Raw genomic sequence first — 25,488 nt, 5'->3', positions numbered from 1 at the left:
TTTAAGCATGAATAAAACGAAGAGCACTTCGTCATTCAAACGAAGTGCTCTTCCTATTCTCATATAACTAATGAGTCACATCAACCGTAAACAAGTCGTTATTTATTAGTAATTTTCCTCCGAACAGCAGATAATGCAAGAAGTAAGAGAGGGTAAACGATACCAAGCACTAATGCAAAAACGGACCATATTCTGCTGTCAAAATCCTTTAAATAGATGGAATTCGGATAGACAACAGTCGACAGGATGATAGATAACCAACCGACGGGCATAGCCATCGCCCTAGGATGCTTCAATTGGAATACATGCTTCATTCCTTGCACCGCGCAATGCAGGTAGAATACCATCTTTATATAGACTGAAATAAACCAGATGAATGCCATAATCGCTTCGATCCGTTGCAGGAATCCTGCGATATTTATCGATTTTGCCAACTCGTAGCTGGGATACAAGTCAATTGATACCTCATGAGAGTTCAGCACGCCAATGGATAAAAGGATGATTAGGACGAGAACCAGCCCGCCAAGAGCGCTGGCCAGATACATATTCCTATAAGCCATTTTTGTAGGGATAATACTGGAACTAAGCATGCACAGAATATAGATCAACGGTATAAACGTATAACTATCGAAGGTATAGGCGCTTCTTAGAATACGCGGTAGGTTAGCGTCGAATAGAGGCAGCAGATTATCTATTTTAAGCTGTGGGATAGATAACATAACGAGCAGTACAAGAAACATGCAAAACCAAGGAAACACCAACTCCGCACTTCTAATAAGTGTTTGAAAGCCCGATCGGACAGCCATGATGCCGACGCTTCCGAACAGTAGACTAATACTGAAAAGCGGTGTCTCAGGCATAAATTGCGTCAGTACGAAGTTGCCAAGATAGAACAACAATTCCGCGGTGAACACAACAGCAGTAAACGCAAGGAACATATTCACCGCCCAGCCGATCCACTTGCCAAGTACAGCTTCATTGATTTCGAATAAGGTTTTTGCGCCGCCATTCTTACTGACGGACACGTTAAGCAGAACAATGAGCATCCCGATGCCTATCCCGACAGCCGGTGGCTGCCATGCATTCTGTTCGACCTCAATCGCCATACTAGAGGGAACGGCCAGAATAGCCGTGCCGATGGTGAACAGGAAGACTAAAATGAAAAACTGACGGCTTGTTATTCCCTGTTGTCCTTCCATAACCTCACCGCCTATCAATAATTTCGCAACGCCCTAGTAAAGTACGCCTTTAAACAACTTCGCCAACGGAGAAAACGCCCACTTGTACCAGTCCGACGGATTCAGAACGGCAAGTCCTAAACTTTGCATCGACGATAACGAAACAGCAATAACAAGAAGCGCGATAAATGTAATCGAATCCCGTTTGGATCCTTTTTTTATGAGCGGGATCCCTTCTACAAAAATGATAAAACATGCTATAGCCGCCACTATGAACAAATTCACCGATGATCACTCCTTCATATCATCCATCACACCGGAACCAATTGTGCCGATCCGCCTGATAATGTAATGAACATGGATGTGCACCTTTGATTTGGTCCATTCGTCCTGCCAATTCACCTTGACCTTATCCCAGTACCTAGGATTCGATCTATGAAGCGATTTCCCCAAGCCGAAAATATCCGATTTCTCCCTCCTTGCTTTATCCAGAGCAGCTTGGCAGAAGCCGGCTATTTCGACTTCAACTCGCTTTTGTAGATCCTGCAGCTGTGATTCCTTTTTAAGATCAAGCTTACATTCCAAATCCTCAATGTCTCCCTCAGCTTTGATCTTAATCGTAAATGTCGGTTTATGTTTCTCCAACTTTGCTTTTATCACGGACTTAACTCTAAAACCGTTTATGGATAACTTCCCGCCGGATGGGCAGTCGATCGTGACTAAAGATTCACTCACACGATTGATAATCGTCGCATATCCCCTGCTCTCTTTCTCATTCATCCAGCCAACGAGTTTGTCTCTCCGAAAAATAGCCAATCCCCCATATGCGTAATAGGCGGAAGGTTTAATCTTGCTAATATTTGAGGGGTTTGCCCCCTTCTCGATATCACCTTGTATTCGGAACCCCGTCAATACCGGAGATGAACCTTCCAAAGACATTGAAGTCACCAGATCATCAAGCTCTGTTGAAACGGATGGAGCCCATCTCTTTGAAGAGACTTCCAGTATTTTGAACATGTTATTAGAAGGATTAATCTCAAGCGGTGTCATTAAATTAAGTAATTGGTCCGCCTTTGTACCTTTAGCTACGATGATGCTGAAATCATTCCGAAATTGTCGATTTCTCGAAAAATAATCTAATGTTCTTTCGATTCCGTCTCTCGACAGTTCTTCGGAAAAAATCAAGATGCGGAGATGAGCGAAATAATTGAACCGCGGTTGCATCGTCGACATACGACGAATCGCTTCCGATACGGTCGGTCCGTAGGAGTGATAGATTGTGACAGGAGCCCTATTGTTCCCCATCATCGCGTTAAATGCGCTAGGATTTACAACTTGAACGGTTACCTTAAACTGATCTTTGACTTTGTCGATTCCCAAACCTACAACGATATTTAGATCATTCAACTCGTTCCTACTCCAGCAGCCACTCAAGACACCTAGCCAAACGAATCCGCAGAGTATCAGCGCGATTAGTCGCATGATATCTCCCTCCTTAGCTTGAATCGTTTGGACTTGTTTGATTTCGCCGATATCTGATGGGATTACGTTTGGCAAATACCGCCGGCCTTTTCTTCATCGCCCATATTGGCATCCGGAAGATCGTATCTTTAGCATCGCCCATGTTGTTCATCTGTGTGAATGGGCTCGTATAGGGGATACCGAAGGACGATAAGCCTGCTAAATGGGTTATAATACCTAGCATGCCTACGAATACACCCACCAAACCGAATGATGCAGCCAGGCCCATAAGCGGAAAACGAAGCATCCGAATGGTATTGGAAATACTATAAGCTGGAAAAATAAAGCTGCTGATCGCTGTCATCGATACAACAATAACCATCGCAGCCGAAACGATACCGGCAGCGACAGCAGCCTGTCCGATGACGAGCGTGCCAACGACAGAAACAGCAATGCCGATCGTCCGAGGCATTCGTAAACCCGCTTCACGCAGAATTTCAAAAGTAACCTCCATAATAACAGCCTCGATAAAGGCTGGAAAAGGAGTACCTTCACGCTGACTCGCCAAACTAATCAGGAGGGGTGTCGGCAGCATTTCCTGATGATAGGTAGTGACCGCTACGTACATAGAAGGACCAAGCAAGGCAATAAACATGCCGATGAACCTCAGAATACGAATCAAGCTGCTGATATCATATCTTTGGTAGTAATCCTCTGGAGAGTGCATGAAAGAAATAAGAAGGGCTGGCACAATTAGGACGAATGGGGTTCCGTCGACCAGAATTGCAATTTTCCCCTCCAGTAACTCTGCCGCAATAACATCCGGCCGTTCTGTATTATAAATCGTAGGGAAAGGAGAATAACTTGTCTCTTGAATCGATTCCTCGATATATCCGCTTTCCAAAATACCGTCAATATCGATCTTTTCAATCCGGCTTCGGACTTCAGCTACGATCGATTCTTCCGCAAGTCCATTCACATACATGATGCCAACATCGGTTTTGGTCATACGTCCAACATTTATCGTTTCGAGCCATAGACTGGGATAATGAATTTTACGCCGGATTAAGGCTGTGTTCGTTCGGATCGATTCTGTAAACGAATCCTTCGGACCACGAATAACGGATTCGGTCGTCGACTCCGTCACGCTTCTTTCTTTCCACTTTTGCAAAGAAATAGCGAACGCCTGATCCGTATCGGACAGTACCGCTACTCCGCCAATGATGACTATATCCAAGAGCCCTTCTAAATCCTTCAATTCTATTATTGGCCCATAACCACTGGCTAGTTCTTTGGCTAATTTGCAGGTGGCTGCAGGTCCGATCGTCTTTCTATCCTCGGACAATTCAGCATCTGACAAATCAACCTCCATCAATAATTTCGAGTATTCGGCAATCGCCACTTGATCGGCTAAGCCTTCCGTGTATACTAATGCCAGCTTGGCCATCCGGCCAGCTGACATTTCCAATTCCAGGATCTTATTGTCGCTGCTATGCCCAAGGCGTTTTCTGATTTCCGCCACGTTTTCGGCGATAGTTCCATATAAAGGGGAATACTCCCCTAATGCTTGGTTCGGCTTTTCTGACGATGCCATAGGCTCTCTCCCAAAGGAAGTTTATTACAATGAAATCATTCCCAACTCGTTTCCAGATTATGCTAACAAACCCTGACGTCATCTGGTTATGTCATGAACGTCATGCCATAAATGCAAAAAGCCGCGATTTTCGCGGCCTTTAAAGTGATCATGGGGAATTGATGAAAAGAGCTAATCGTACTTGAGAGGTCCTTTCTCTCGTGAAATCGGAAGTACAGCTTCCGCCCGATTGGAGTTCGTTGTTATCAGTTCTCTAACCTTCATAATAGGGATCTCATAATACCGGTGCATGAGGAAAGTAAACGTGAACAACACAATAAGCGCAAAAATCAACAAATACAAGCTATGTCCGATGCTATGCGTCGTATTTTCCTTGCTGAACCAGATGAATAAATTCCAATGAAACAAGTAATACCCATAGCTCTGGTTGCTTATGAAGCGAATCGAAGCGCGCAGCTTCGGAAGACGATCCAGTCGCGGGAAGTGCACCTCCAACACGGCAATCAGCAGTGCGATAAACAAAGATACGAGACTGAACAGGATCGTCCTTTCAAACCAGGATTGATCCATAGTTTGATCTTGAATGCCTTTGTAAACTAAATAGCCACTGAAATACGATAGCCCGGCTAACGCTAGTACGAATGATGTTCTGCCAGCGAGAATCTTACGGTAAAAAGTCGTATGGTAGTATCTGAAACCAGCCAAAATGACGCCAAACACAAGGCTATCGAGACGAAGCGGGATTTGCTTGCGGATACCAAAATCCCAGACAGGTTGACCGCCCTGGACTTCAGCCATTCGCAGCAGTGGAAAAAGAACGATAAGCAATGATGTCATAACGAAGAAAGCCGCTGATTTATTGCGAAACTTACCTACCCATAGCAGAGGAATCGGAATCAGCAGGTAAAACCATTCCTCGATGGAAAGACTCCAGGAGATCGGTAGAAACGATAAATGTTGTTCGTTAAAGTTTTGCAGAAATATGAGGTTTGTAAAATCCATATCCTTACTTACTAACCAATAGGTAGCGAACACCGTGAAATAATACAGCGGCAGCGTTCGGAACCAACGGCGGAGATAGAATTGTTTTAATCCGGAGAGGGACCCATTCTCAACGATGTCCTTTAACAAAATCCGCCCGATCAAAAAACCGCTTAATACAAAAAACAGCTCTACGCCTAAGTAGCCCGTCACATAGTTGATTGGGTTGAAATCGTGATATGGCATGAAGAAGAATCCGAGTGCATGGCAGAACAAAACGAGTAAAATAGCGATGCTGCGGATGAGATCCAAACCGACATTGCGTTCCATAGTCATGCACTCCTTCGTTGATTACGCGGACTACTCAGGAGTATATCTCATAGAATTAAAAAAAGGTGTTGAAATATGTCATTATAGATTCGTTTCGACCAATCTAAGCTAGCATGCAGTAATAGAAGAAACGAAAAACCGGCTCCATGCGGAGCCGGCTATCGATCGTCATGCTAGTTTGTCGTTAATTTAACCCCATCCGCCGTTGCCCATGCTCCGACCGGCGTTAGTTCATAGCTCATCCCTGATACCAGTTTACCTCCGTTTTGCAGATCGAAAATCCCGGTTGCCCCTTTCCGCGTCTGTACCCGATATTGCGCGGTCAACACGGAACCGTCACTTCCTTTCAGTTCGACGGAACGGTAAGCAAACATCTCGTCGCCCGGATCAGCAGCTAATGTAACCGAGATCGACGCCCCATCAATATTCAAGGCTGCGTCTATCCGCAGCGGTTCGATCTGGACGGCGGTAAACGTGTTGTTCTTAACCTCAAACCAATCCGAGGTTACCGAATACGTGGTACCAGGCTGGAGGGACATGCCTGCAGGCAGACGGAACTTCGGCTCCTGCTTGCCATCGGTCGACTGCGTAAAACCGACATAATTGACGGTGATCGGCGAACCGCCTTCCGGCGTCAACACCGCCTGACGGCTTGCCAGCGATGAAATGATTTGAAGCGGCTGGCCGTTGTAGCTGTTGTCTTCTTCAAGAACGATCGCGTTCGCACCGCGACCGCCGGCATAAGCGGAGATGACATAGCCGTAATCGATGACGCCTTCCTCGCGCAATGAGCTAATCTCGAAGGTATCGTTGGTCACCTGCCTCACGTCCTTCAGATGGATCGTTTCCGAGCTGGACGCGATTCGGAATGTCTGTTTCCCTTTATAAGTTAGCGTGAAGACTTCGTCAGACTTCATCGTTTGGACGGGCACGATGTACGTTGCTGTCGATCCAGTCTTTAATCTTGGCTGGTTGACCAGCTTTAAGCCATTGCTTAGCACGAAATTCGATTGCGCGGCAGCCGTCGTCTCATCTTCCAGCGTCATAGGACGGTCGAGCTTCACTTCCAGCGTGATTTGGTTCAGCGCTTTAACCGACACGATCGAAGCGGACTCGCTTCTAATCGCTTGTTGCGAAATCAGAAGCAGCTGCGAAGCCTGGCCGCGCGTCAAGTGACTTTGTCCAATTTGCAGGATCATCATCCAATATTGCACGGATTTGACGTCGCGCTGCAGCGCCTTCGCAATCATCGGAGTTAGCTCTGCGGCTTGTGCCTGCTCATTCGGCATGAATGCCGCGTTCGCCTCTAGTAATCCTCCAGTAACTGCGGCTTTCACATAAGCCTCGTACCATTTGATCTGCGGCGATGAGACTGTCTCGATTTCCGGCTTAAGGCCAAACGCTAGGACGGCCATCTTGATGAATTCGGCATTCGTGACGAACCGTTCAGCATGCAGCTTCCCGTCGCCGGTTCCTTGCAGAATGCCTTGTTCAGCAAGCCGTTCTACCGCTTGCTGGGCGCTTATTTCCGCATTCGTGCTTATAGCTGAAGCCGCCGATGCAGGTGTATGGTAAGGAAGCAAGGTACCTCCTCCGATTGCGACTGACATAGCGATGATTGTTGCTTGCAGCTTTGTCTTGTTCATGTTTATCTTCCTTTCCGTATACGTTTAGTGACGTTCCTTCTGACCTATTTATCGTAACGGAAGGCGCTAAACTGGCTTCTAAGGAAATCTAAACAATTTATAAACAAAGCGGAAACAATGTGTAAACTAGCTTGCACGCTACACGGTAAACCGGTAGCCCGCGCCCCAGACTGTTCCTATAAATTGCGGCTTCGATGGATCCGATTCAATTTTTTCCCGAATTCTTGAGATATGAACAGTTACGGTCGCGATTTCGCCGCTCGAGGCAAGCCCCCAGATTCGCTCGAACAGTTCTTCCTTACTAAAGACCCGGTTCGGATGCTCGGCAAGAAACAACAGCACCTCGAACTCCTTCGTCGTCAAGAACACTTCGCGATCATGCACGAAGACGCGATAAGCCGCTTTATGAATCGACAGCTCCCGTACATGCAGCACGGACGAATCGGCGGAAATTCGCTCCTTCACCCGGTCTTTCGTAAAGCGCTCATATCGGGCCAAATGCGCCTTCGCCCGAGCAACCAGCTCGCTGGGACTGAACGGCTTCGTGACGAAATCGTCCGCGCCTAGCCCGAAGCCTCTGATTTTGTCGACTTCCTCGTTCTTGGCCGATACGATGAGCACCGGAATGTCGAGCCTCTCCCTCAATTGTCTGCAGATTTCAAAGCCATTTACGCCAGGGAGCTGCAAATCAAGAATTAGAAGATCGAAGTTTCCACTTAGCGCTCGCTCCAATCCAGCTTGTCCGTCATGCACGATCTCAGCTTCCATGCCATGCAGTCCAAAGTAATCCTTCTGCAGTTCGGCAATTAGCGGATCGTCTTCTATAATCAATATCTGTTTCATTTAAGTATCACCGGCGTTTCATTAGTAATGGAAGAGTAAAATAAATCTCGGTTCCCTTGCTGGGTTCGCTCCTCACAGCAATATCCCCGCCATGTCCTTCGATAATCTGCTTGACAACCGCCAGGCCCAGTCCGCTACCGCCGGCATTGGGAGAACGGGAGTCGTCGGCTCTGTAGAAACGCTCGAACACATACGGCAGCGCTTCTTGCTTAATACCCGGCCCATTGTCGGCGATCGTAATCGTAACGGCTTCCTCGTTCTCATCCAGGCGAATGTCAACGGTTATGATTTTCGGTTCGCTCGACATGAATTTGATGCTGTTCGCTATTAGGTTACGGATGACCCGTTTCAGCTTCTCGTAATCGGCGAGAATCGGGATCGGCTGCTTAGGCAGATTGCTCCATTGAAGCTCAATGCCTTCACGTTCGAAGTCGATTTCATGATCAAGCACGATCTCGCGAAGCAGCGACACGGCGTCAGCTTCCTCCAATGCAAAAGGCTCTTTCTTCAGATCCAGCTTGGAATAGTAGAAGAGCTCCTCCACCATCCTCTCCATATCTGCCGCACGGGTATGAATCGCACTCGCATACTGCTTCAGCTTCTCCGGCGTCTGAGCTACGCCGTCGCGGATTCCCTCGGCGTAGCCTTTAATGGTCGTAATCGGAGTGCGCAGGTCATGAGAAATGTTAGACAGCATCTGCTTGCGATTCTCTTCGTATTGAAGCTGCAGCTGAATCGATTCCTGCAGCCGGCGCCTCATTTCATCGAAGCTCATGACAAGCTGTCCGACTTCATCCTTCGAAGCGGACGGCAGCTCGTTCGTCAGATCGCCTTCCTTGATCCTCTCGGCCGAATTGCGGAGCCCTTCGAGTGGAATGACGATTTTGCGCGTCACGTATCGATACAGAATAAGTCCAGTCAGCAGCACAATAAAGGCGAACATGGCTACGAGGACAGGCAGCATTTTACGAACAATCTCAGCGAACGGGCTGCGTTCCCGAAGGACGAAGATGCTCCCTTTCTCTTTTGACGCTGCATCATAATAAAAATCGAATTTGGCGTAAGAAAAAAACCGACTCCCCACGTTCATCGTATTGCGAATCGAATAATTGCCCATCTCGTAGTCGGGCAGTGAATCAGCCAGTTTATCCTCCAGCAGATTCGGCGTCGTATAGATTAAGCGAGCTTCTTTGCGGACAAGCAAGCCGGCTTTGACCATTTTGAGCTGGGTATCGTAATCCTGAAGCAGCTTCATGTCATTCAGCTTCGCCGGATCATGTTTGGCCAAATATTTCAAATCGAGAAAAATGCTCTCTTCTTCTTCCGAAAGCGGGTTAAGTGAGTAATGAATCGTATAGAAGCTTCGCACGCTCCGGTAATCTCCCGTCGCCGCCACGGACAACAAGTAAGCCGCGAGCATAAACAGCGTTACCGACACGATGACCACCGACGTAAACGAGAATAAAAGGCGAAAGCGGATCGACAACAAGTACCCCCTCCTCTCTAGTCTAGGTCATATTCTATCATAAAACGCCTGCTGCCATTCCAATACTCAGCTCTCATACTCGGCGATTGCATTCTCGCTCATGACCTTATCCCCCCTCTTATCCGCATAAAAAAGGATAATTTAGGATAAGTTACTTCCATTAACTTCATGCTTTCTTGTTTATTGGGCTAAAGGAGAACCGTTGTAATGAAAATAGAAAACCATCCACCTATCGGGAATGAATCAGAACCTGAATACAACATCCCGTTAGATTCTAGCATTTCGAAAAATGAACACATGATCAAGGCCATATTCCAAGATTGTTCTGATATTGTGTTCCATTCTTCTTCAATACCTACCCAGATCGATATGCTCGCGATTTACATCGACGGCCTGCCCGATACGAAGCATCTAGAGGACATGGTCCTCAAACAATTCTCGAATTTCTCTCGGGACCTCGAGAAGTCGGATGGCATAGAACAAGTTATTCAAGCTAACTTTATCCCCGTTAGCAAGACGAAGAAGGTAACTCTCCTTTGCGACATCGTAGATTGCATCCTTAAGGCCGATGTTGTATTTCTGTTTGAAGGAATGGACTATGGTATTTCAGTATCTGTTCAAGGTTCGGAAAGAAGAGCGATTGAAGACCCCCAATCAGAGCCTGTTATCCGAGGACCTCGCGAGGGATTCGTGGAATGTTTGCAGACGAACACAGGATTAATTCGTGTAAGACTTCGGAGCGCCAAGTTAAAAATGGAAACCATATCGATTGGAAAACTATCGCAGACGGATGTCGTAATCGTTTACTTAAAAGATATTGCGAAGGAAGAATTACTTCATGATGTTCGTACCCGGCTTCAACAAATTCAAATCGACGGGATCTTAGAGTCAGGCTATATTGAAGAACTTATTACAGATCATCCATACTCACCATTTCCTCAAATACAGAACACGGAAAGACCTGATGTGGTCATAGGGAGTCTTCTTGAAGGTAAAGTAGCTATATTAACAGATGGTACCCCTGTCTCTTTGGTCGTACCAATGACATTTTGGACCGGATTGCAAGCAAGTGAAGACTATTACGAACGATCGATAATTGCGACGCCTATTCGCTGGCTGCGCATTTTATTTACGACCGTTTCTTTATTTCTGCCTTCCTTGTACGTTTCTTTAGTCACGTATGATCATCCGGTCTTACCAACCAGCCTCTTATTAAGCATTGCTTCATCGCAACGAATGTCCCCATTCCCTGCTATTATTGAAACGCTTCTGATGGAAATTACGTTCGAGGCTCTACGCGAGGCGGGGTTACGTCTTCCCAAAGGGGTTGGTTCCGCTGTCACCATCGTCGGCGGTATTGTTATCGGACAGGCCGCTGTCCAGGCCGGGTTTATATCTGCTCCTGTGGTCATCGTTGTGGCGACGACTGGAATTGCCTCGTTCATTGTTCCGCGTTATAACTTTGGATTAGCCTTCCGTCTGCTGCGATTCCCGCTGCTATTACTGGCTGGTTTCATGGGCTTCTACGGATTAATGATCGGAGTTATTGCAATCCTAGTCCATTTAGCTGCATTGCGTTCCTTTGGCGTACCATATCTCTATCCAGTAGCACCGCTTTCCATAGACGGATTAAAGGATGTATTCATTCGCAAACCATGGTTCAAAATGAATTTGCGGCCAAAGACCGCAGCTGGGCAAAACAGATTAAGAATTCCGCCAAGACAGCATCCAGATTCAAAGTAAACACGGCTATTAGAATGCGGAGGCGCAGATGATACATAAAGAGAAGCTCACCCAATGGCAATTTATTATTATCATTAGCATCTCGGTTCTCGGCACCGAGATTTTTAATATCGCAGCCTTCCCTGCACAATTCTCCAAGCAAGATGCATGGTTGTCCATTTTGGTCGCGCCAGTTACTAGCATTTGGTGTATCGTGGTTTCTACTGCGCTAGCCTCTCGATATCCCAATATGACCATTATGGAGTACAGCAGAAGCATTTTAGGAAAATGGTTCAGTAAGTTAGTGGAAGCCTATTACTTCTGCTTCTTCTTTATCTACGCAGCCGCGGTTTCGAAAGTGATCGCAGATCTAATCGCAGTGATTTCACATCAGCTTACTCCCCATGTCGTAATCTTGCTCATGTTATTCGTCGTCTGTGGTATTGCTGCATGGTACGGCATAGGTGTTATCGGCCGGAGTGGCGAGATGATCTTCCCGATAATGATCGTCATTGCTCTCACGATTGCACTTGTATCGATTCGTGATTGGAATGTTACGTATCTTCAGCCTGTTGCTGATAATGGACTTCTCTCGATCCTGAAGGGGGCAGCTGTACCCAGTGGCTGGTTAGGGGAAACGATTCTCATCGCATTCTTAATCCCATCTATGAATCAACCAAGTCAAGCATTTAAGGCATCCATGTATTCAACGCTGATCATTACCCTGTTCATGCTGAAGACCGTACTTATATGTACACTTATCGAAGGCCCGCTCGTATCGAAATTCCCGTTCCCTTACGCAGCATTAATCCGCTACATTAGTTTAGGCGATGTGTTAGAAAGGCTCGATCCTGTTTTTTTTCCGGTATGGATATCCGTAGGCTTTATTAAGCTAGCCACCTTTCTGTTCGTCACCTGTCTCTGTGTCAGTCAGATCTGTCAGGTTAAGAATCAGCGAACGATTACACTGCCTGTTGTATTAATCGTATTTATCGGAACGATATGGATCATCAAGGCTGCTCCGGGTTTGGATATTACTTTGCAGTTCTACTTCTATTCCTTCCCTGTTACAAGCTTCGTCGCTGCAAATCTCATTCCAACCCTTCTATTATGCATCGATTGGATCCGTTCAAGATGGAGTGTTTCTCATGAGACTTAGGAATATGATCGTTGCATGGGTTATCATGAGTTTGCTAATCATTACCGGGTGCTGGGATCGGAAAGAAGTGAAGTCTCTAGCGATTGTTACGGCCAGCGGCCTAGATTTCAATAAGGACGGAACCTTAACGCAGAGCGTCCAAATCGCAATTCCTACTCCTCTGCAATCCAGCGGAAGCAGCGGTGATCCGAAGTCCTTTTTCGTCATTGCTGCGAAAGGCAAAACGCTAGCTGATACTCGCCAACGATTGCAGCAAATGACTCATCTTAAACTGTATTACTCCCATCGGAGAGTCATTATCATTGGAGAGAATATGGCACGACATGGTTTGGAAAAAGTTTTTGATAGCTATGAGCGTGAGATGGATATGCGGATGAGAAACATGGTTTTCTTAGCTAAAGGTTCGGATGCTCAGACATTGCTTAATTATCCGGTAGCGCTCGAAGCGATTCCTGCGGATCAATTCCAGAACCTGCATAAGCAACCTTCCGGCAGAGCAACTACCATCATGAACTTTAATGCTACCGCCTCCTCGGAGGGGATCGAACCTATTATGGGGGCATTCGAGGTTATTCAAAAACAAAAAACGGATGCTTCCTCTCCCTCGCCGTCGTCGGGATCAGAACCGCACATCAAGCTTTATGGAGTAGGTCTATTTAAGAAGCTGAAATTAATTGGCTATTTCAACGACGAAGATACACGCGCATTGAACTGGGCCACCAAGAATATGTCGAATGCTTATGTTACGGTCTACGTTCCGCAAGGAGATGGTAATGTCAGCGTACAAGTTCTCAAGTCGAAACACAGCTTCCATCCGTCCATTGAAGGAAATACGGTACGTATGCATGTGTCTATTGAAGGTGAATGCGAGTTAATTGAGAATGAGACGAAGCTTGACTTTAGTCAACCTAACCAAATAGCTCTCTTGAATAAACTTCTCTCCTCTCAGCTCATTCAATCCATCGAGAAGTCGGTGAAGAAGAGCCAGCAGCAATACAATGCCGATATCTTCGGGTTTGGTCGCAGCCTGTATCTTACACACCCTTCAGATTGGAAGCGCCTTTCCTCTACATGGACAGATGCTTATCCTGAAGTTCATGTAACCGTTCAGGCTAAAATATCAGTAATTGGTACAGGTTACGCAAAATTGCCTTTATACCGAAATGAGAAAACAGGTGACGTAAATTAATGCAGATTGTTAACGTATTGTTATTCAGCCTACTCGTGGTTGCCGTGTCTTATTTTCAAGTCCGCAGTCTATTTCGTAAACGCGAAGTGAGGGCAGCCAACAGCTACATGGTATTAATGGTCATCGTTGTGGTGATGTATTCGGTCGTGTTCTTAAGCCAGACGTTCTGGTTTAATCCAATAAGTATATTCACAATTCCATTTGAGAAGATCGGGAAGTACCTTATGAGCTAGTAACATGCCTATAGATGTTCTTCTCGTCCGACAAAAATAAAGCCCGACGGCAATGCCGGCAGGCTTGGGACTCGATTCTATTTGCGGCAGATAAAGATCAGTTCATGGTGGTCTGCGGTAGCTGGTTCGTCGGTGTAATCTCCAAAGATCTGTATGTCGCTGAAGCCTGCGCGTTCAAGCATCAACACCAACTCGTTCTTCGTATAATCATCCAACCTTTGCGTTTGAATTTCCTCCTTGATAAGGACTCCTTCGTGCCACAGCCGAACTCGCATCTGACGAGTCGCGACGTTCTCCAAGGGATCTGTCTGAAGTGATCGGGCTACCATTTCCAGCTCTGTACCATCGGCCAGGCGCTGACGCTCACTCGATTCAGGCCACTCCTCGACTTCCGCCAACCTGTTCTCAGGCAACCTCGCCAGCCAAGCGGGCGGATCGTTCCATCGCACCGTATAATTGAATGCTAACGTGCCGCCATGACGCAGATGCTCATGGCAGCGCTGCATGGCCTGCATCGTCAGACGATGCTCTCCACCGAGACCAATCACTCCGCAGGCAAATATCGTCCTGTAGCGCTGGGGCAGATCCAACTCGTGCATAGCCTGCGCATAGAGCCGGGGTGAAAGGCCTTGCTCGGCTGCTCGCTCCTTGCAGACTGCCAGCATATCCTCCGAGTAGTCGCAGCCGTCCACATCCAGATTAGCCTGCAACAAGTGGAGCAGCAAGCGTCCACTGCCGCAGCCCAGATCAAGCGCCGGTTGTCCAGACGTCTCAATCAGCTTCTTGTAGTACGCCCCTTCCGGTCCAGCTTCCGTAGCATTCGCCCACGATTGCGCGACTAGGCCGTAGTGCCATATTTGGGGTCGTTGCATAGGTTGATGACCTCCCTGATAGTAGGAATGGTTTAACCATAGCATGATTCCCTTATTCTTCCATCATTGATGTCAGGTTATATTTGATTGTAATCAATCTGTATTCAATAAACCTTCCTCATCATCTCGATAACCTCATCTATCCGAAGGCCGAAGGATTTGTAATAGGAAGCGTCGATTGCCATCTGATACAGAACCATTTCGTTGCGAAGTTGAAGCATCTCTTCCGGGGAGAATTCAGCTACGAAGCACCCTTTTCCCGTTACCGTGTTAATTAAGCCGCTGCGTTCGAGTTCTTCCCAAGCTTTCTTGACGGTAATAACGCTCACTCGCAGCTCCAGGGCCGCTTGCCGTATCGGCGGCAAACAGTAGCCGCTTGCCAGCTCGCCTTTCAGAATTTGGGCGCTGATTTGTTCGAAGAGCTGTTGGTAAATCGGTTTTTCGGATGTATGCGATATCGATACGTTCATGCGATCTCCACTTTCAGGAACCTCTTGACCGCAATCCGATACGCGATCCAGGTGAATAGGGCGAAGATGACGATTCCGGCGGCCAGTATGGACAGCTGCAGCATGGTATTATCGATGCCCGCACCATAGAAAATATCATTAAAGACCGGACTTGCGATGCCGAGCCACTGCGCACCTCCGGCAAACAGCATCGCGCCCGTAATAGATGCTGTGGTTGCGAAACCGTATTTATATGCCGTCTTGTAATAAATAGAGATAAAGAGGAGATTGAAGATCGCCATCATGACGAAGCAAAGCCCCCAGAACCCCATATACGGCGCGAAGAAATAGTAATTGATATTCGGAAATAAGTGTAACGTGAGCATGCCGAAGATCATCGCGATGACAAGATGCAACAATTCCAAGAAAACGATGATGGCGACTCTCGCCTTCACAATGTCTTGTTTGGTTACGGGCAGTATCGCAGATAACATCAAATCGTTCTGCGTTTTGAAGCCGGCGAATGTGTTGGGGATCGTAATCCAGCTGAAATACATCGGAACCAGGAAGTAGACCCAGCCCGGAATCAACATTAAGGCGCCGAATATTACAGGGAGAAAGAAAAACAGCGGAGTAACGCCTAATTTCAAATCCTTGATCATCAGGTTATACATGCACATCCTCCTTTTTCGCGAAATAGATCATGATTTCCTCAAGACTCGGAATGACCGATTTCAGATCGGACGAAGGATCGAAATTCTCCGCGTGGATAAGCCCCGTGAAGCCGAACGAATTAATTTTGCAAGAGATGAGCCGATCCTTCACCTCCTGCAATTGATTCGCGCTCCCGCTTAATAAGCGATAAGACTGCATAAACTCGTCTTTCTCGGCACTTTGGACGATTCTCCCATTCTCGATGAATGTAATGAAATCCGCGCACTTCTCAAGGTCAGACGTAATGTGGGTGGAGAACAGAATGCTGATCTCCCCGTCCAACACGAGTTCTTGAAATAGATCGAGCAGATCATCCCTGGCAACCGGGTCGAGGCCGCTAGTCGGCTCGTCGAGAATCAGCAGCTTGGCGCCGTGTGACAAGGCAATCGCCAAACTGTATTTGACTTTCATGCCCGTCGACAGCTCGACGATTTTTTTATTTTCGTCCAATTTGAACCTTCTCAAATAGTTGTAATACGTATTATCGTCCCAGTTCGCGTAAAATTTCTTAATCGTATTGGTCAACGTCTTGATCTTGTTCCGCGTATAGAAGTCGATGCCTCCAAACGCGCAGCCGATCTCTTGCTTCAATTCGATCTCGTGTTCGGCCATGTTCTTGCCCAGTACGTGGACCTCGCCGCTATCGACTCGAACCATATTCAGGATCGATTTGATGGTGGTCGTCTTTCCCGCGCCGTTGGCGCCGATAAATCCCATAATATATCCTTTCTCCAACTGAAAAGACACATCGGTCAACCGGAAGTTCGGATAGGTCTTATTTAAATTGCGGATGTCCAGAGCCAGCATATAGTCCCCAAGCCTCCTTAATCAAATTGTGTATATCGTGCATGCACAATATATCACGTAGATGAAATGGAGTCAATTGGATATATGAAAAACAAAAAAGACTGCTCCCTCTCCAACAGGAACAGTCTAGATCCGTTTGCTACCTTGCGATGCGTCGAATCTGCTTATATACGAATCTTTCCCATTTGCTTAACCAACTGGTTCCGGCCATCACTTCAGCAATATGCCGAGCATGCCTCTCCGAATTGCGATGGTTATGAAGATGAGCTTTGTTCAATCCTCGATGTCGAGCATGTGCCTGATGATGATGAGCTTGTACCAGATGATGATGACTCCTATCTTCCGAAAGCCCAAATGTGGAAGCGATACTTTGAACGCTTTTTCGATGCCAGCGTTTAATGGAATTCAACATATGGATTCACCTCCTTTCTTACATGACAATGACTAATCGTTTACCTGGATAATCATCACGCCGCCATGCAGCTTCAATATGCTGAAGAGGTACTTGTTCAACATCCATGTGAAGCTCGTTATTCAGAATCCAGTCCCATACCTGATTAGTACCTTCCTGCATCGCTTCCGGAGTGATGCCTGCGCTTGCTCCCATGATCTCAAGGCCAGTTGTTCGCAGCGCGTCAGCAGATAAAGTGAGCGTTGAACCTGATTTCTCACCAATCTGAACGAGGCGGATTCTCCGCTTGGCGAAGCTCAATTCATTGGGCACAAGTGAGCGAATTAACGATTCCGTGACATTCCCCCACAAGAAATCGAGAATGACATCCAATCCGAGTTCAGCTTCTTGCCTAAATATCTCGACCAGCTGTTCATCGGATTGCTTCAAATTGATGATCGTATCAGCTCCGAACGATTGGATTTGCCTGAGCGTCTCCTCATTACGACCGGTTGCAATAATACGACCCGCACCGAGATGCTTGGCAATCTGGACTGCAAGTTTCCCTGCGACACCGGTCGCTCCGTTAATCAACACCGTCTCTCCGGGTTGAAGCTTTGCTCCATATTTGAGGGGGAATAGTGATGTTAATGCCGGGGCTGGCATTGCTGCCGCGGTGATGGCATCCACTCCATCAGGAATAGGGACTGTGTATGCTTTAGGTACGACTGTTTTCTCCGCCATTGATCCGTATGGCGCCTTGATCCCGCCAAATCCAACCAACGTACCGTCCGGAAGCGCTCCAATCCCGCTGAATCCAACGATTGCCGGAAGCGCCGAAAGAAACTGACGACTAGCGAAATGGTTATCGGCTGCCATTGCTTTATCGACATTCTCAAGCGAAACTGCCTTTACATCGATTACGATTTCATTTTCACTTGGAATCGGATCTGGATAATCCTCGTACCGTGGGTTTCCCCCGAATTTATGCAATACAGCCGCCTTCATACTGTGTACCTCCTTATAAACGTCGATGATTTTCTATAACATCTATAGAGTATTTATTTCAGTTTAGTCTATATGTATTAGACTGTCAACGATTCCTCTCTAACATGTATTGATAAATATTTGAGGTATAAACTATATGTGTTAAACTGTCGAGAGGATATATTTACGAAAAAGATCGTGTCGAGGAGATTGTGCAGAAGATGGCATTGAACAAGGACGTTGTAATAGAAGAAGCGCTGAAACTGCTGAACGAGGTTGGTATTGAAGGTGTAAGCTTGCGGGCTTTGGCCAATAGACTGGGCGTTAAACCTCCCACATTATATTGGCATGTCAAGAACAAAACAGCTTTAACCAATGAAATGGCAGAGCGGATATTACAGCCAGTAATACGAGAATTACGCCAGCGAGAGGTTAAGCAGCCTTGGCAAGAATGGCTGTTTCAAGTTTTCAACCAATTGAGACAAGCGTTGCTCAGCTATACGGATGGTGCGCGAGTAGCCGCAGGGGCACACTTCTCACTTACCATGCTAGATTGGATGGAGGTGGCGATTAGAACTCTGCTTACTGCAGGTGTTAGTTTGCGAGATTCTCGCTTGATCGTACTGACTGCGACCCATTTCACTTTAGGCCATGTCATCAAGGAGCAAACGCCGCTAGACTCTGAAATGACTAAGGACTTTGATATGGAACGATTCCACAAGGACCATCCGACCCTGGCTGCAGGCATAGAGGAGTATTTCAATTCAGGCCGCACGGCAGATGATCTCTATGATGATGGACTGAGACTCATCATTGATAGGCAATAATGGATGCCAGCCCATGTTCAGGTTCAGTGAGCTAATTCGTAATTCCGGTATGGATAATATTCATATCGACAACCGGCTTAAATTCAACGTGAGGAAATTCTTTATCCCAATCGAGATTCTTCCATACTTCAGGATATCGAGCGCGAATGACTCTCCCTACCCCGTACATATCGCATCCGTTCTCCTGAAGTTTACGGAGTGTTCGTTCTGCTCTGACAGTCAGGATCTTCGACAACTTTTCGTTCCATTTTGCGATTTCTTGCGGAGTATAGATATGGTTCTGATCGTACTCTTGGATAAAAGCCGTAATATTCGCATGTAAACTTACAGAAACGGTATTGTTATGAACCCGTACTTTCATCTTCCGATCTGAATCAATGACGGATATTGTCACGTAGTTCCTAACGGTTGGCTTCAAACCATTTCCTACCTTTAATGTCACGTACGCCTCGTCTGGAGTCTGGCTTGTAAATAGAAGACTAATGAATGTTTCCTCAATACTAATGGTGCCTACCATTTTGTCTCCTCGAATGACAGCAGATCCAGCTAGCTTAGGTGAGCTATCCTTGAGCTCCAGCAATGGAAGGATAAAATCAACTCCAGGAGCCATGATCAAATTCCCATGCATCCCCTCTGCTCTCTGAGGAACGATGAACCGAACCTCATGACTTTGGATGAGATCGAAAAAGTAAGGGCCGACTAGCGGATTTTTTTGCGCTGCCGCATTCATTAGAGCTTTGGTATTTCCTCTGACAATGGCGATCTTCGCGTTGAGATTGCTTACCCGGTCGCGGTAATAGGTATTCAACTGAGATGATATGCCTTGACGGGCAATGGCATCACTAAGGAGAATAACCTGAATTTTAGAGATATCGAGCAACTCCGCTGTTTTAAGATTGATCTGATTCAGCGCATTACGTGGGGTATATCCACTGGCAGAATCAATCTCCTTCATCTTACGCGAGCTGCTCTCATTGACATTATCCGCATTACCGTCATGAGCTGCTACCGTGTACTCCGTCTTGCCTCCTTCGGATAAATCGATCCCTGCACAGAGTACGATATGTTTATCCTTAAGCAAATTCTGATCCCAACAACCGGCTAACAGCAATGAAACAACCGGTAGTAAAGTAGCCAATATTCTCTTCGGGTTCCTCATGAAGGAGTGCTCGCTCCCTTACTATGTTTAAGTATGGATGCACCTAGAAGGATGAACGGAATGACGACCGTAGATAGTATAGAGGTCACTTCTATATAGGGGTATAGCTTCTCTCCTGCAAAAGGATCGTCAAGCATCAACAGAGCCACTACTGCCGGAACCAAGTTTCCGCTGTAAACGTGGAACGTTCTTCGACTACTCCCAAAAATATGAGAGAGAATGACAGAACTCATATAGCTGAGGCCAACGAAAGAAGTAATGGCGGTAATAATCCAGAATGACAAGAATAACAGATCGAGTCGTTCCACGATGCCAATGGAGATGGTTTTCAGAATGAATAAGATCGGCTCCGGTATGGTGTCAAGCTCTTCCGGCGAGAAGTAATGCGTACTCGCGAGGATGACTAAAAGATAAAAGGCCACCGTATACCAATTGGCAGCTGACGCCCATTTCAGAATTTTTCGGCTCTTACCTTCAACAGACGGTTGCAACACGAGAATCAGCTCGAAACCGAGCATCGCGAATAAACATGTTCTGGCCCCTTGCAGGATCGGGGCGATTCCGTTGTGAGCGATCGGTTGAAGATTTAACCAACTACCCTCTTTTAGCGAATAGAGCAGAATGGCAAGAACAAATACATGCAAGAACGTGATTAGAAATTGAAACCGGGCGATTGCCTTCAAGTTCTGCAGCGTAATATAGATGGAGACCAATGTGAAAAGCCCTATAATGATGATATTCGGAGTCTCGGGGTATGCCCATCGGCTTAGTACGCCAACATTATTAAGCATCGATATCGTGACGCCGAGCAGATAGTAGGTAAGAAAAATCAAGCTCAAACCGATGCCTACTACTTTCCCGAAAAGCGAGTCGATGATCTGAAACACATGCTTGCCGGGGTGTCGACGCATTAATAACCACTGAATGAAAAGAACGAACTGAATGGCAACTCCTATCACTAGGATCGAAATCCAACTATCCTGTTTCGCATACTCATGCACATCATAAGCTAAGGAAACGGTCTCGGTACCGATGATGGTTTGCAGGAGAAAGGTGAATAGCTGCATATTGGAAATTTTATTCTTCACTTGATTCATCTTTGCGGTCCCATCCTCGCGAGTCTTTCACGATTGTTGTTTTTTGCGGTTTGACTTCAAGTGGGCGTTTATTTAATTTCCACATGGGCAAACGAATGAATGTATCTTTGAAATCGCTCCAGCGTCCGACGGAAACAGGTGCCAAGTAAGGTGTCCCGAATGATTCCAGCGTGCACATGTGCATAAGGAGTATGGCTAGGCTCATCGTAATCCCGAGCAAACCTAGAGCAGCGCCAGCCAGCATCAGTGGGAAGCGAATAAATCTTAAGGCCGTGACCATTTCGTTGGACGTCACGACGAAAGAAGAGATCGCGGTTACCGCGACGACAATGATCATCATATTGGATACGAGATGTGCTTCCACGACTGCTTCTCCGATGACTAAACCACCTACAATGCCAATTACCTGGCCAATGAACGTTGGTAACCGAATACCGGCTTCTCGGATTAACTCTACCGTCAACTCCATAATAAACGCCTCAATAAGCGGCGGATAAGGGATATTATCAATGGATTCTTTGACAGGCAGGATCAGCTTTACAGGCAGAACCTCGGAATGGAATGAAACGATCGCGATGTACAATGCAGGAAGAGTCATTGCGATGAGGAAGCTAATATAACGAATGAGTCTGTAGAACGATCCTACATACCAGCGTGCGCTGTAGTCGTCTAAGGTTTGATAGAAGATAAAGAAAGTAACAGGCATAATCAGAGCCGTCGGATGGTTGGTGATTATGACTGCGCGTCCTTCCATGAGGTTGAATGCGGTACGGTCTGGCCTCTCTGTATTGAACAGCTGCGGAAAAGGAGAGAATGTGGAATCTTCAATAAATTCCTCTATGGAACCAGGCTCGAGTATGGTATTTATTCGGATAGCTTGCAACCGCTCCGTAATCTGATCGATGATGCCCGGATTGGCTACATCATGTAAGTAAAGGAGTGCAATCCTCGATTTGAGCTCGTCCCCGATATCGAAGTACTTGACAACAAGATTCCTGCTCCCGATCCGATTGCGGATGAGATTGATATTGACGCATAGATTCTCTATAAATCCATCATGTGCTCCACGAACCACCTTCTCGTTGTTGGGTTCACTGATGTTGCGGATATAAATCGACTTTGCATTTACGGAAAGGATGAACGGCTCTTCTTGCAGGATAAGAATCGCAAAGCCTCGAAGCAGGTCATCTGCCGCCTGGATCGGATCTGTCCTCTCGTACGTCTCCCTAGAAGGGAGAATTTCGCGAATGGGATGGTCACTGCCATGGTGCTGTAAGGGTCTCAGAAGCTCTTCTCTTATGATGCTTCCTTCCGTTAAGGTCTCAAAATAAAAGAGGAGGCCTTCGCGGTTGCCTACACGGATCGACTGCTGTTTTAGATCTGAAGATTCATTGAGTAATTGAACTAAATGTTGACCAGTCTCATGAATCGTTGCATCAATCACAGCAGAGACCTCCTCAAGTAAAAAAGTACATAGGATATCATGCACGGATTATTGTGGAAATATTACCAAAAGCAAAAGCGGATACACAAAAAACCACCGCATCATTGCGATGGTATCTTGTGTTTTCATAAACTCTCATGAGGTTTGGGTAAGGAGCTGCGGGAGCAGAGTGAGCAGCCTCTCTCTCGTTGCAGCATCCTCATGGTTCCAATCCCGTTCATCAAGCAAATAGCTGAAGCCATTCTTCACGGCAGGGAGATTACGCCATAGCGAGCTGTTCATGAGCTCCTCCATCGCTGTTCTGGACTCAGGGCTCTCAGGAAGCATCATGAACACACGATTACCGGCGTATTGATGAATGGTTCGAGCCGTTATTTCCTTGTAGGCCCTGCCTGAATTCAAGATCTGTCGCACTTTGCCTGATGGGCGGAAGCCATCGGGATGATATAAGATGGATGATAAACCGATATTGCCCATAACAAATAAACGTTTGCCACGATGGAACACAAACACGGAAGCCGTCTCCTCCGGGTCAATACGCATCCGAAGCTGCTGCCACATCTGATATGTATGGCTGTTATAATGTAGAAGCCATTGCTCCGCTTCCCTTCTTTTGCCGAACCACTCGCCGAGCATTAATAGCCTGTCATCCAGAGAACCTCGAGAATTGTAAGTAAGGGTCGGAGCAATTCGAGAGATTTCCGAGTAGAGTGCTTCATCAGCATAATCAAAGATAATGAGGTCAGGCGAGAGTTTGGAAGCTTGCTTCTGACAGAGCGGCGTATCTTTACAGAAGATTTGGTTCTCCATAAGCGGAATGCCCAGCACATTCATATCCCCTGTCGTTTCCCCGCAATACAGTACACGGCTCGGGTTCGAAGGGATTCGAACTTCATGACCGTTCCAATCTTTCACAAGAATATTCTGCCTCATGGATATGGCATATTGCCGTGGCGAGATGCCCGTCATGAGCCGAAAGCGCCTACTGAAATAATACTCGTCTGTGAATCCGACATGTTCCGCAATTTCCCTGAGTGTGCTCTCCGTTCCGACTAACCACTCTTTGGCACGATTAATACGCAGTTCGTTCAAATAATCCAGCGGCTTCTTGCCGGTCAGCTCCTTAAAGATAGACGTATACTGCCATGATGGAACATTGGCCAGATTAGCGAGCTGCATGACCGTAATTGGATCCTGAAAGTTTGCTTGCATGTATCCAATCGTTTGCTCTACCGTTTGTGCCGAGCTCCGCGGCTGATCAACCTGCAAATTAAGCTCCAGCATAAATTCAATCACCCTCTGGAACCGCAATTGTTGACGGTGCGCCTCTAAGTCGTCTTGCGTGGTATGGCCAACATACAGCTGGTCAAGTAAATCACTCCAATGCGTCTGCGGATAGATGCGAAGCTCTTCGCGATCCGGGAAGAGCTGTTGTTCGAAGCTCTCGGCTACTCCGTCCTTGACATGGAAGATGTTAAAGGAGACACGATAATATTCAATCTCGCTATCGTCGATGCTCTCGAGCTGATAGGCGCTGGAAGGTGGGAGCACATATGAGCTATAAGGCGTGAAGTATGAGCTGAACGTATCTGTATATAGTTTGCCGTTGCCATTCTTAAATACAAAGAGCATATAGCTTGGGGCGACTTCTTCGGCTAATACCGCGCCAGTACCATAGCTGAGCAATTCGATATTTGCAAAATGAAAAAAGAGCGAAAGAAGCGGTAGCTGGGTTGTCGGAGTCACAGACATGGTGAGGCCCCCTTTCTATGATTGAGAACTTTTATCAATTACGTCTATTATAGAGAATAGAAAGAAGCTCTTCAACCGAGGTTGAAGAGCTTCTTCTGAGAGGATTCCTCATTTACATTTACTTCTTTAATAGAACCTTCGGCAGCTCCGTAATCATCCACTCTCTTGATGTTGCATCGCTGCTCGCTTTTAAGATGTCGAAATGGTATACATGACTGTCTTTAACAGCAGGGATTCCCTTCCAGATTGCGCTATTCATAAGCGTATCTGTATCCTTTTGCGCTTCAGGATCAACGGGATTGAGAATAAAGATGCGATCAGCCGCGTATTCAGGAAGCACCTCTGCGGATATTTCCAAGAAGCCTGTTTTCTCGTCAATTAGTTTCTGAACGTTTGGCAGCGGTTTGAAGCCTCCTTCTTCATACAAGAATTGCGGAAGGCCTGCTCCTGCCATAATGAATAGCCTATTGCCTGGATACAGCGTGAACACAGAAGCGGTCTCGCCTTCTTTAATTCCGTTCGCATGCAGATCTTTCCACATGTCGGCCATCTTGACTGTATATGCAGACAACCAATCCTCAGCCTCTTGCTTCTTATTTAATAGATCACCTAAAGTCCGCATCCGAACATCCAGCTGATCGAACGTATTGAACGTGACAGTTGGAGCTACCTTGGCGATAGCACTATATTGCTCTGCGTCATCATTGGAGAAAATAATAAGATCAGGCTTAAGCGTCATGGCTTTCTCCACATTTAGCGGAAAACCGACGTCCTCCACATCCGGCAGCTGATCTTCCATCACAGTTCCTTTAATTCCATCCTTCATGATTGCAATTGGCTTAACGCCAAGGGCTAGCAAGTCGCCCGTTGTTTCGCCATGATAGATGACACGCTGCGGAGTTACTGGAATTTGGACTTCATGTTTGGTCCAATCCGTGAACTTGCGCGTCGTTTCAGCTTCCTCCGTTGCGGCTGGCGTTTCCGATGTAACTGCTGCAGGGCTTGCCGTATTGCTCTCCGTTGTATTGTTCTTGCCGCACCCTAGTAATAATGCGCCCATTAGTGCGAAAGTGCTCAGTAGAGCAACTGTTTTGGCGTTTCGATACATATTCGTTCTCCTCACACATTGATATGGATAATGATAATCATTATCAGTATGTGATTATA

At 46.6% G+C, this 25,488-nt stretch carries 24 protein-coding genes; 6 read left to right on the top strand and 18 right to left on the bottom strand.

What is annotated here, in order from left to right:
• Positions 1-98 precede the first annotated feature (98 nt).
• The 8 genes from AC0YNX_RS05885 to AC0YNX_RS05850 form a co-directional block, all read right to left on the bottom strand.
• The gene (locus AC0YNX_RS05885; RefSeq protein ID WP_475814696.1) at positions 99-1,199 is read right to left on the bottom strand and encodes a GerAB/ArcD/ProY family transporter; all 1,101 of its coding nucleotides are present in this window, start codon (positions 1,197-1,199) and stop codon (positions 99-101) included.
• A 33-nt stretch (positions 1,200-1,232) separates the two neighbouring features.
• Positions 1,233-1,463 carry a hypothetical protein gene (locus tag AC0YNX_RS05880; RefSeq protein WP_475814695.1) on the bottom strand — a complete coding sequence of 77 codons (231 nt, stop codon included), beginning with the start codon at positions 1,461-1,463 and terminating at the stop codon, positions 1,233-1,235.
• A 6-nt stretch (positions 1,464-1,469) separates the two neighbouring features.
• The gene (locus tag AC0YNX_RS05875) at positions 1,470-2,660 is read right to left on the bottom strand and encodes a Ger(x)C family spore germination protein (RefSeq protein ID WP_475814694.1); all 1,191 of its coding nucleotides are present in this window, start codon (positions 2,658-2,660) and stop codon (positions 1,470-1,472) included.
• A 13-nt stretch (positions 2,661-2,673) separates the two neighbouring features.
• Positions 2,674-4,233, bottom strand: coding sequence for a spore germination protein (locus AC0YNX_RS05870; RefSeq protein ID WP_475814693.1), 1,560 nt, complete (start codon positions 4,231-4,233; stop codon positions 2,674-2,676).
• Positions 4,234-4,404: 171 nt separating this feature from the next.
• Positions 4,405-5,544 (bottom strand): acyltransferase family protein, encoded by a 1,140-nt coding sequence (locus AC0YNX_RS05865; protein WP_475814692.1) that lies wholly within the window; start codon positions 5,542-5,544, stop codon positions 4,405-4,407.
• A 173-nt stretch (positions 5,545-5,717) separates the two neighbouring features.
• Complete coding sequence (locus tag AC0YNX_RS05860; protein WP_475814691.1) at positions 5,718-7,190, bottom strand: S-layer homology domain-containing protein; 1,473 nt, start codon at positions 7,188-7,190, stop codon at positions 5,718-5,720.
• Between the two features lie 138 nt (positions 7,191-7,328).
• On the bottom strand, positions 7,329-8,033 hold the full coding sequence (locus AC0YNX_RS05855; protein WP_475814690.1) for a response regulator transcription factor: 705 nt from the start codon (positions 8,031-8,033) through the stop codon (positions 7,329-7,331).
• A gap of 7 nt (positions 8,034-8,040) precedes the next feature.
• Positions 8,041-9,519: a sensor histidine kinase gene (locus tag AC0YNX_RS05850; protein ID WP_475814689.1), complete on the bottom strand. Its 1,479-nt coding sequence runs from the start codon at positions 9,517-9,519 to the stop codon at positions 8,041-8,043.
• A gap of 207 nt (positions 9,520-9,726) precedes the next feature.
• Between AC0YNX_RS05850 and AC0YNX_RS05845 the strand changes: the two genes are divergently transcribed.
• The 4 genes from AC0YNX_RS05845 to AC0YNX_RS05830 are packed head-to-tail and all read left to right on the top strand — an operon-like array spanning position 9,727 to position 13,822.
• Positions 9,727-11,262, top strand: a complete 1,536-nt coding sequence (locus tag AC0YNX_RS05845) for a spore germination protein (RefSeq protein WP_475814688.1) — start codon at positions 9,727-9,729, stop codon at positions 11,260-11,262.
• Between the two features lie 28 nt (positions 11,263-11,290).
• Positions 11,291-12,400: a GerAB/ArcD/ProY family transporter gene (locus AC0YNX_RS05840; RefSeq protein WP_475814687.1), complete on the top strand. Its 1,110-nt coding sequence runs from the start codon at positions 11,291-11,293 to the stop codon at positions 12,398-12,400.
• Between the two features lie 4 nt (positions 12,401-12,404).
• Positions 12,405-13,589, top strand: coding sequence for a Ger(x)C family spore germination protein (locus tag AC0YNX_RS05835; RefSeq protein WP_475814686.1), 1,185 nt, complete (start codon positions 12,405-12,407; stop codon positions 13,587-13,589).
• A complete protein-coding gene (locus AC0YNX_RS05830) occupies positions 13,589-13,822 on the top strand; it encodes a hypothetical protein (protein WP_475814685.1) in 234 nt (77 codons plus the stop codon). The genes AC0YNX_RS05835 and AC0YNX_RS05830 overlap by 1 nt, the downstream gene beginning before the upstream one ends.
• Before the next feature lie 77 nt (positions 13,823-13,899).
• On the opposite strand, the gene AC0YNX_RS05825 is transcribed toward AC0YNX_RS05830, so the two are convergent.
• The 4 genes from AC0YNX_RS05825 to AC0YNX_RS05810 form a co-directional block, all read right to left on the bottom strand.
• Positions 13,900-14,694 carry a class I SAM-dependent methyltransferase gene (locus tag AC0YNX_RS05825; protein ID WP_475814684.1) on the bottom strand — a complete coding sequence of 265 codons (795 nt, stop codon included), beginning with the start codon at positions 14,692-14,694 and terminating at the stop codon, positions 13,900-13,902.
• 104 nt (positions 14,695-14,798) lie between these two features.
• Positions 14,799-15,164, bottom strand: a complete 366-nt coding sequence (locus tag AC0YNX_RS05820) for a GntR family transcriptional regulator (RefSeq protein ID WP_475814683.1) — start codon at positions 15,162-15,164, stop codon at positions 14,799-14,801.
• Positions 15,161-15,817 (bottom strand): ABC-2 transporter permease, encoded by a 657-nt coding sequence (locus AC0YNX_RS05815; RefSeq protein WP_475814682.1) that lies wholly within the window; start codon positions 15,815-15,817, stop codon positions 15,161-15,163. The genes AC0YNX_RS05820 and AC0YNX_RS05815 overlap by 4 nt, the downstream gene beginning before the upstream one ends.
• The gene (locus AC0YNX_RS05810) at positions 15,810-16,664 is read right to left on the bottom strand and encodes an ABC transporter ATP-binding protein (RefSeq protein WP_475814681.1); all 855 of its coding nucleotides are present in this window, start codon (positions 16,662-16,664) and stop codon (positions 15,810-15,812) included. Before AC0YNX_RS05810 ends, AC0YNX_RS05815 begins: the two co-directional genes overlap by 8 nt.
• 84 nt (positions 16,665-16,748) lie before the next feature.
• On the opposite strand from AC0YNX_RS05810, the gene AC0YNX_RS05805 reads away from it, so the two are divergent.
• The gene (locus tag AC0YNX_RS05805; protein ID WP_475814680.1) at positions 16,749-17,063 is read left to right on the top strand and encodes a hypothetical protein; all 315 of its coding nucleotides are present in this window, start codon (positions 16,749-16,751) and stop codon (positions 17,061-17,063) included.
• A gap of 31 nt (positions 17,064-17,094) precedes the next feature.
• On the opposite strand, the gene AC0YNX_RS05800 is transcribed toward AC0YNX_RS05805, so the two are convergent.
• Complete coding sequence (locus AC0YNX_RS05800) at positions 17,095-18,063, bottom strand: quinone oxidoreductase family protein (protein WP_475814679.1); 969 nt, start codon at positions 18,061-18,063, stop codon at positions 17,095-17,097.
• 200 nt (positions 18,064-18,263) lie between these two features.
• Between AC0YNX_RS05800 and AC0YNX_RS05795 the strand changes: the two genes are divergently transcribed.
• A complete protein-coding gene (locus tag AC0YNX_RS05795) occupies positions 18,264-18,869 on the top strand; it encodes a TetR/AcrR family transcriptional regulator C-terminal domain-containing protein (protein ID WP_475814678.1) in 606 nt (201 codons plus the stop codon).
• Between the two features lie 31 nt (positions 18,870-18,900).
• Here AC0YNX_RS05795 and AC0YNX_RS05790 read toward each other — a convergent pair whose 3' ends face one another.
• The 5 genes from AC0YNX_RS05790 to AC0YNX_RS05770 all read right to left on the bottom strand — a co-directional run bounded on the left by AC0YNX_RS05790 (position 18,901) and on the right by AC0YNX_RS05770 (position 25,429).
• Entirely contained in the window at positions 18,901-20,007 is a 1,107-nt protein-coding gene (locus AC0YNX_RS05790) for a Ger(x)C family spore germination protein (protein WP_475814677.1), read from the bottom strand.
• Positions 20,008-20,024: 17 nt separating this feature from the next.
• On the bottom strand, positions 20,025-21,125 hold the full coding sequence (locus AC0YNX_RS05785) for a GerAB/ArcD/ProY family transporter (protein ID WP_475814676.1): 1,101 nt from the start codon (positions 21,123-21,125) through the stop codon (positions 20,025-20,027).
• The gene (locus tag AC0YNX_RS05780; RefSeq protein ID WP_475814675.1) at positions 21,106-22,569 is read right to left on the bottom strand and encodes a spore germination protein; all 1,464 of its coding nucleotides are present in this window, start codon (positions 22,567-22,569) and stop codon (positions 21,106-21,108) included. The genes AC0YNX_RS05785 and AC0YNX_RS05780 overlap by 20 nt, the downstream gene beginning before the upstream one ends.
• Positions 22,570-22,704: 135 nt before the next feature.
• Entirely contained in the window at positions 22,705-24,321 is a 1,617-nt protein-coding gene (locus AC0YNX_RS05775) for a helix-turn-helix domain-containing protein (RefSeq protein WP_475814674.1), read from the bottom strand.
• A 118-nt stretch (positions 24,322-24,439) separates the two neighbouring features.
• Positions 24,440-25,429 carry an ABC transporter substrate-binding protein gene (locus AC0YNX_RS05770; protein WP_475814673.1) on the bottom strand — a complete coding sequence of 330 codons (990 nt, stop codon included), beginning with the start codon at positions 25,427-25,429 and terminating at the stop codon, positions 24,440-24,442.
• Between the last annotated feature and the right edge of the window lie 59 nt (positions 25,430-25,488).

The organism is Paenibacillus sp. J31R98 (genome assembly GCF_056269245.1).
The sequence above is the reverse complement of the archived record's forward strand: the minus strand, read 5'-3'. Positions and strand labels throughout refer to the sequence as shown.

Coding starts and splice junctions, on each gene's coding strand:
- AC0YNX_RS05885 (WP_475814696.1), bottom strand. CDS start 1,199: ATGGAAGGACAACAGGGAATAACAAGCCGTCAGTTTTTCATTTTAGTC.
- AC0YNX_RS05875 (WP_475814694.1), bottom strand. CDS start 2,660: ATGCGACTAATCGCGCTGATACTCTGCGGATTCGTTTGGCTAGGTGTC.
- AC0YNX_RS05870 (WP_475814693.1), bottom strand. CDS start 4,233: ATGGCATCGTCAGAAAAGCCGAACCAAGCATTAGGGGAGTATTCCCCT.
- AC0YNX_RS05865 (WP_475814692.1), bottom strand. CDS start 5,544: ATGGAACGCAATGTCGGTTTGGATCTCATCCGCAGCATCGCTATTTTA.
- AC0YNX_RS05860 (WP_475814691.1), bottom strand. CDS start 7,190: ATGAACAAGACAAAGCTGCAAGCAACAATCATCGCTATGTCAGTCGCA.
- AC0YNX_RS05855 (WP_475814690.1), bottom strand. CDS start 8,033: ATGAAACAGATATTGATTATAGAAGACGATCCGCTAATTGCCGAACTG.
- AC0YNX_RS05845 (WP_475814688.1), top strand. CDS start 9,727: ATGAAAATAGAAAACCATCCACCTATCGGGAATGAATCAGAACCTGAA.
- AC0YNX_RS05840 (WP_475814687.1), top strand. CDS start 11,291: ATGATACATAAAGAGAAGCTCACCCAATGGCAATTTATTATTATCATT.
- AC0YNX_RS05835 (WP_475814686.1), top strand. CDS start 12,405: ATGATCGTTGCATGGGTTATCATGAGTTTGCTAATCATTACCGGGTGC.
- AC0YNX_RS05830 (WP_475814685.1), top strand. CDS start 13,589: ATGCAGATTGTTAACGTATTGTTATTCAGCCTACTCGTGGTTGCCGTG.
- AC0YNX_RS05825 (WP_475814684.1), bottom strand. CDS start 14,694: ATGCAACGACCCCAAATATGGCACTACGGCCTAGTCGCGCAATCGTGG.
- AC0YNX_RS05820 (WP_475814683.1), bottom strand. CDS start 15,164: ATGAACGTATCGATATCGCATACATCCGAAAAACCGATTTACCAACAG.
- AC0YNX_RS05815 (WP_475814682.1), bottom strand. CDS start 15,817: ATGTATAACCTGATGATCAAGGATTTGAAATTAGGCGTTACTCCGCTG.
- AC0YNX_RS05810 (WP_475814681.1), bottom strand. CDS start 16,664: ATGCTGGCTCTGGACATCCGCAATTTAAATAAGACCTATCCGAACTTC.
- AC0YNX_RS05805 (WP_475814680.1), top strand. CDS start 16,749: ATGAAAAACAAAAAAGACTGCTCCCTCTCCAACAGGAACAGTCTAGAT.
- AC0YNX_RS05800 (WP_475814679.1), bottom strand. CDS start 18,063: ATGAAGGCGGCTGTATTGCATAAATTCGGGGGAAACCCACGGTACGAG.
- AC0YNX_RS05795 (WP_475814678.1), top strand. CDS start 18,264: ATGGCATTGAACAAGGACGTTGTAATAGAAGAAGCGCTGAAACTGCTG.
- AC0YNX_RS05785 (WP_475814676.1), bottom strand. CDS start 21,125: ATGAATCAAGTGAAGAATAAAATTTCCAATATGCAGCTATTCACCTTT.
- AC0YNX_RS05775 (WP_475814674.1), bottom strand. CDS start 24,321: ATGTCTGTGACTCCGACAACCCAGCTACCGCTTCTTTCGCTCTTTTTT.
- AC0YNX_RS05770 (WP_475814673.1), bottom strand. CDS start 25,429: ATGTATCGAAACGCCAAAACAGTTGCTCTACTGAGCACTTTCGCACTA.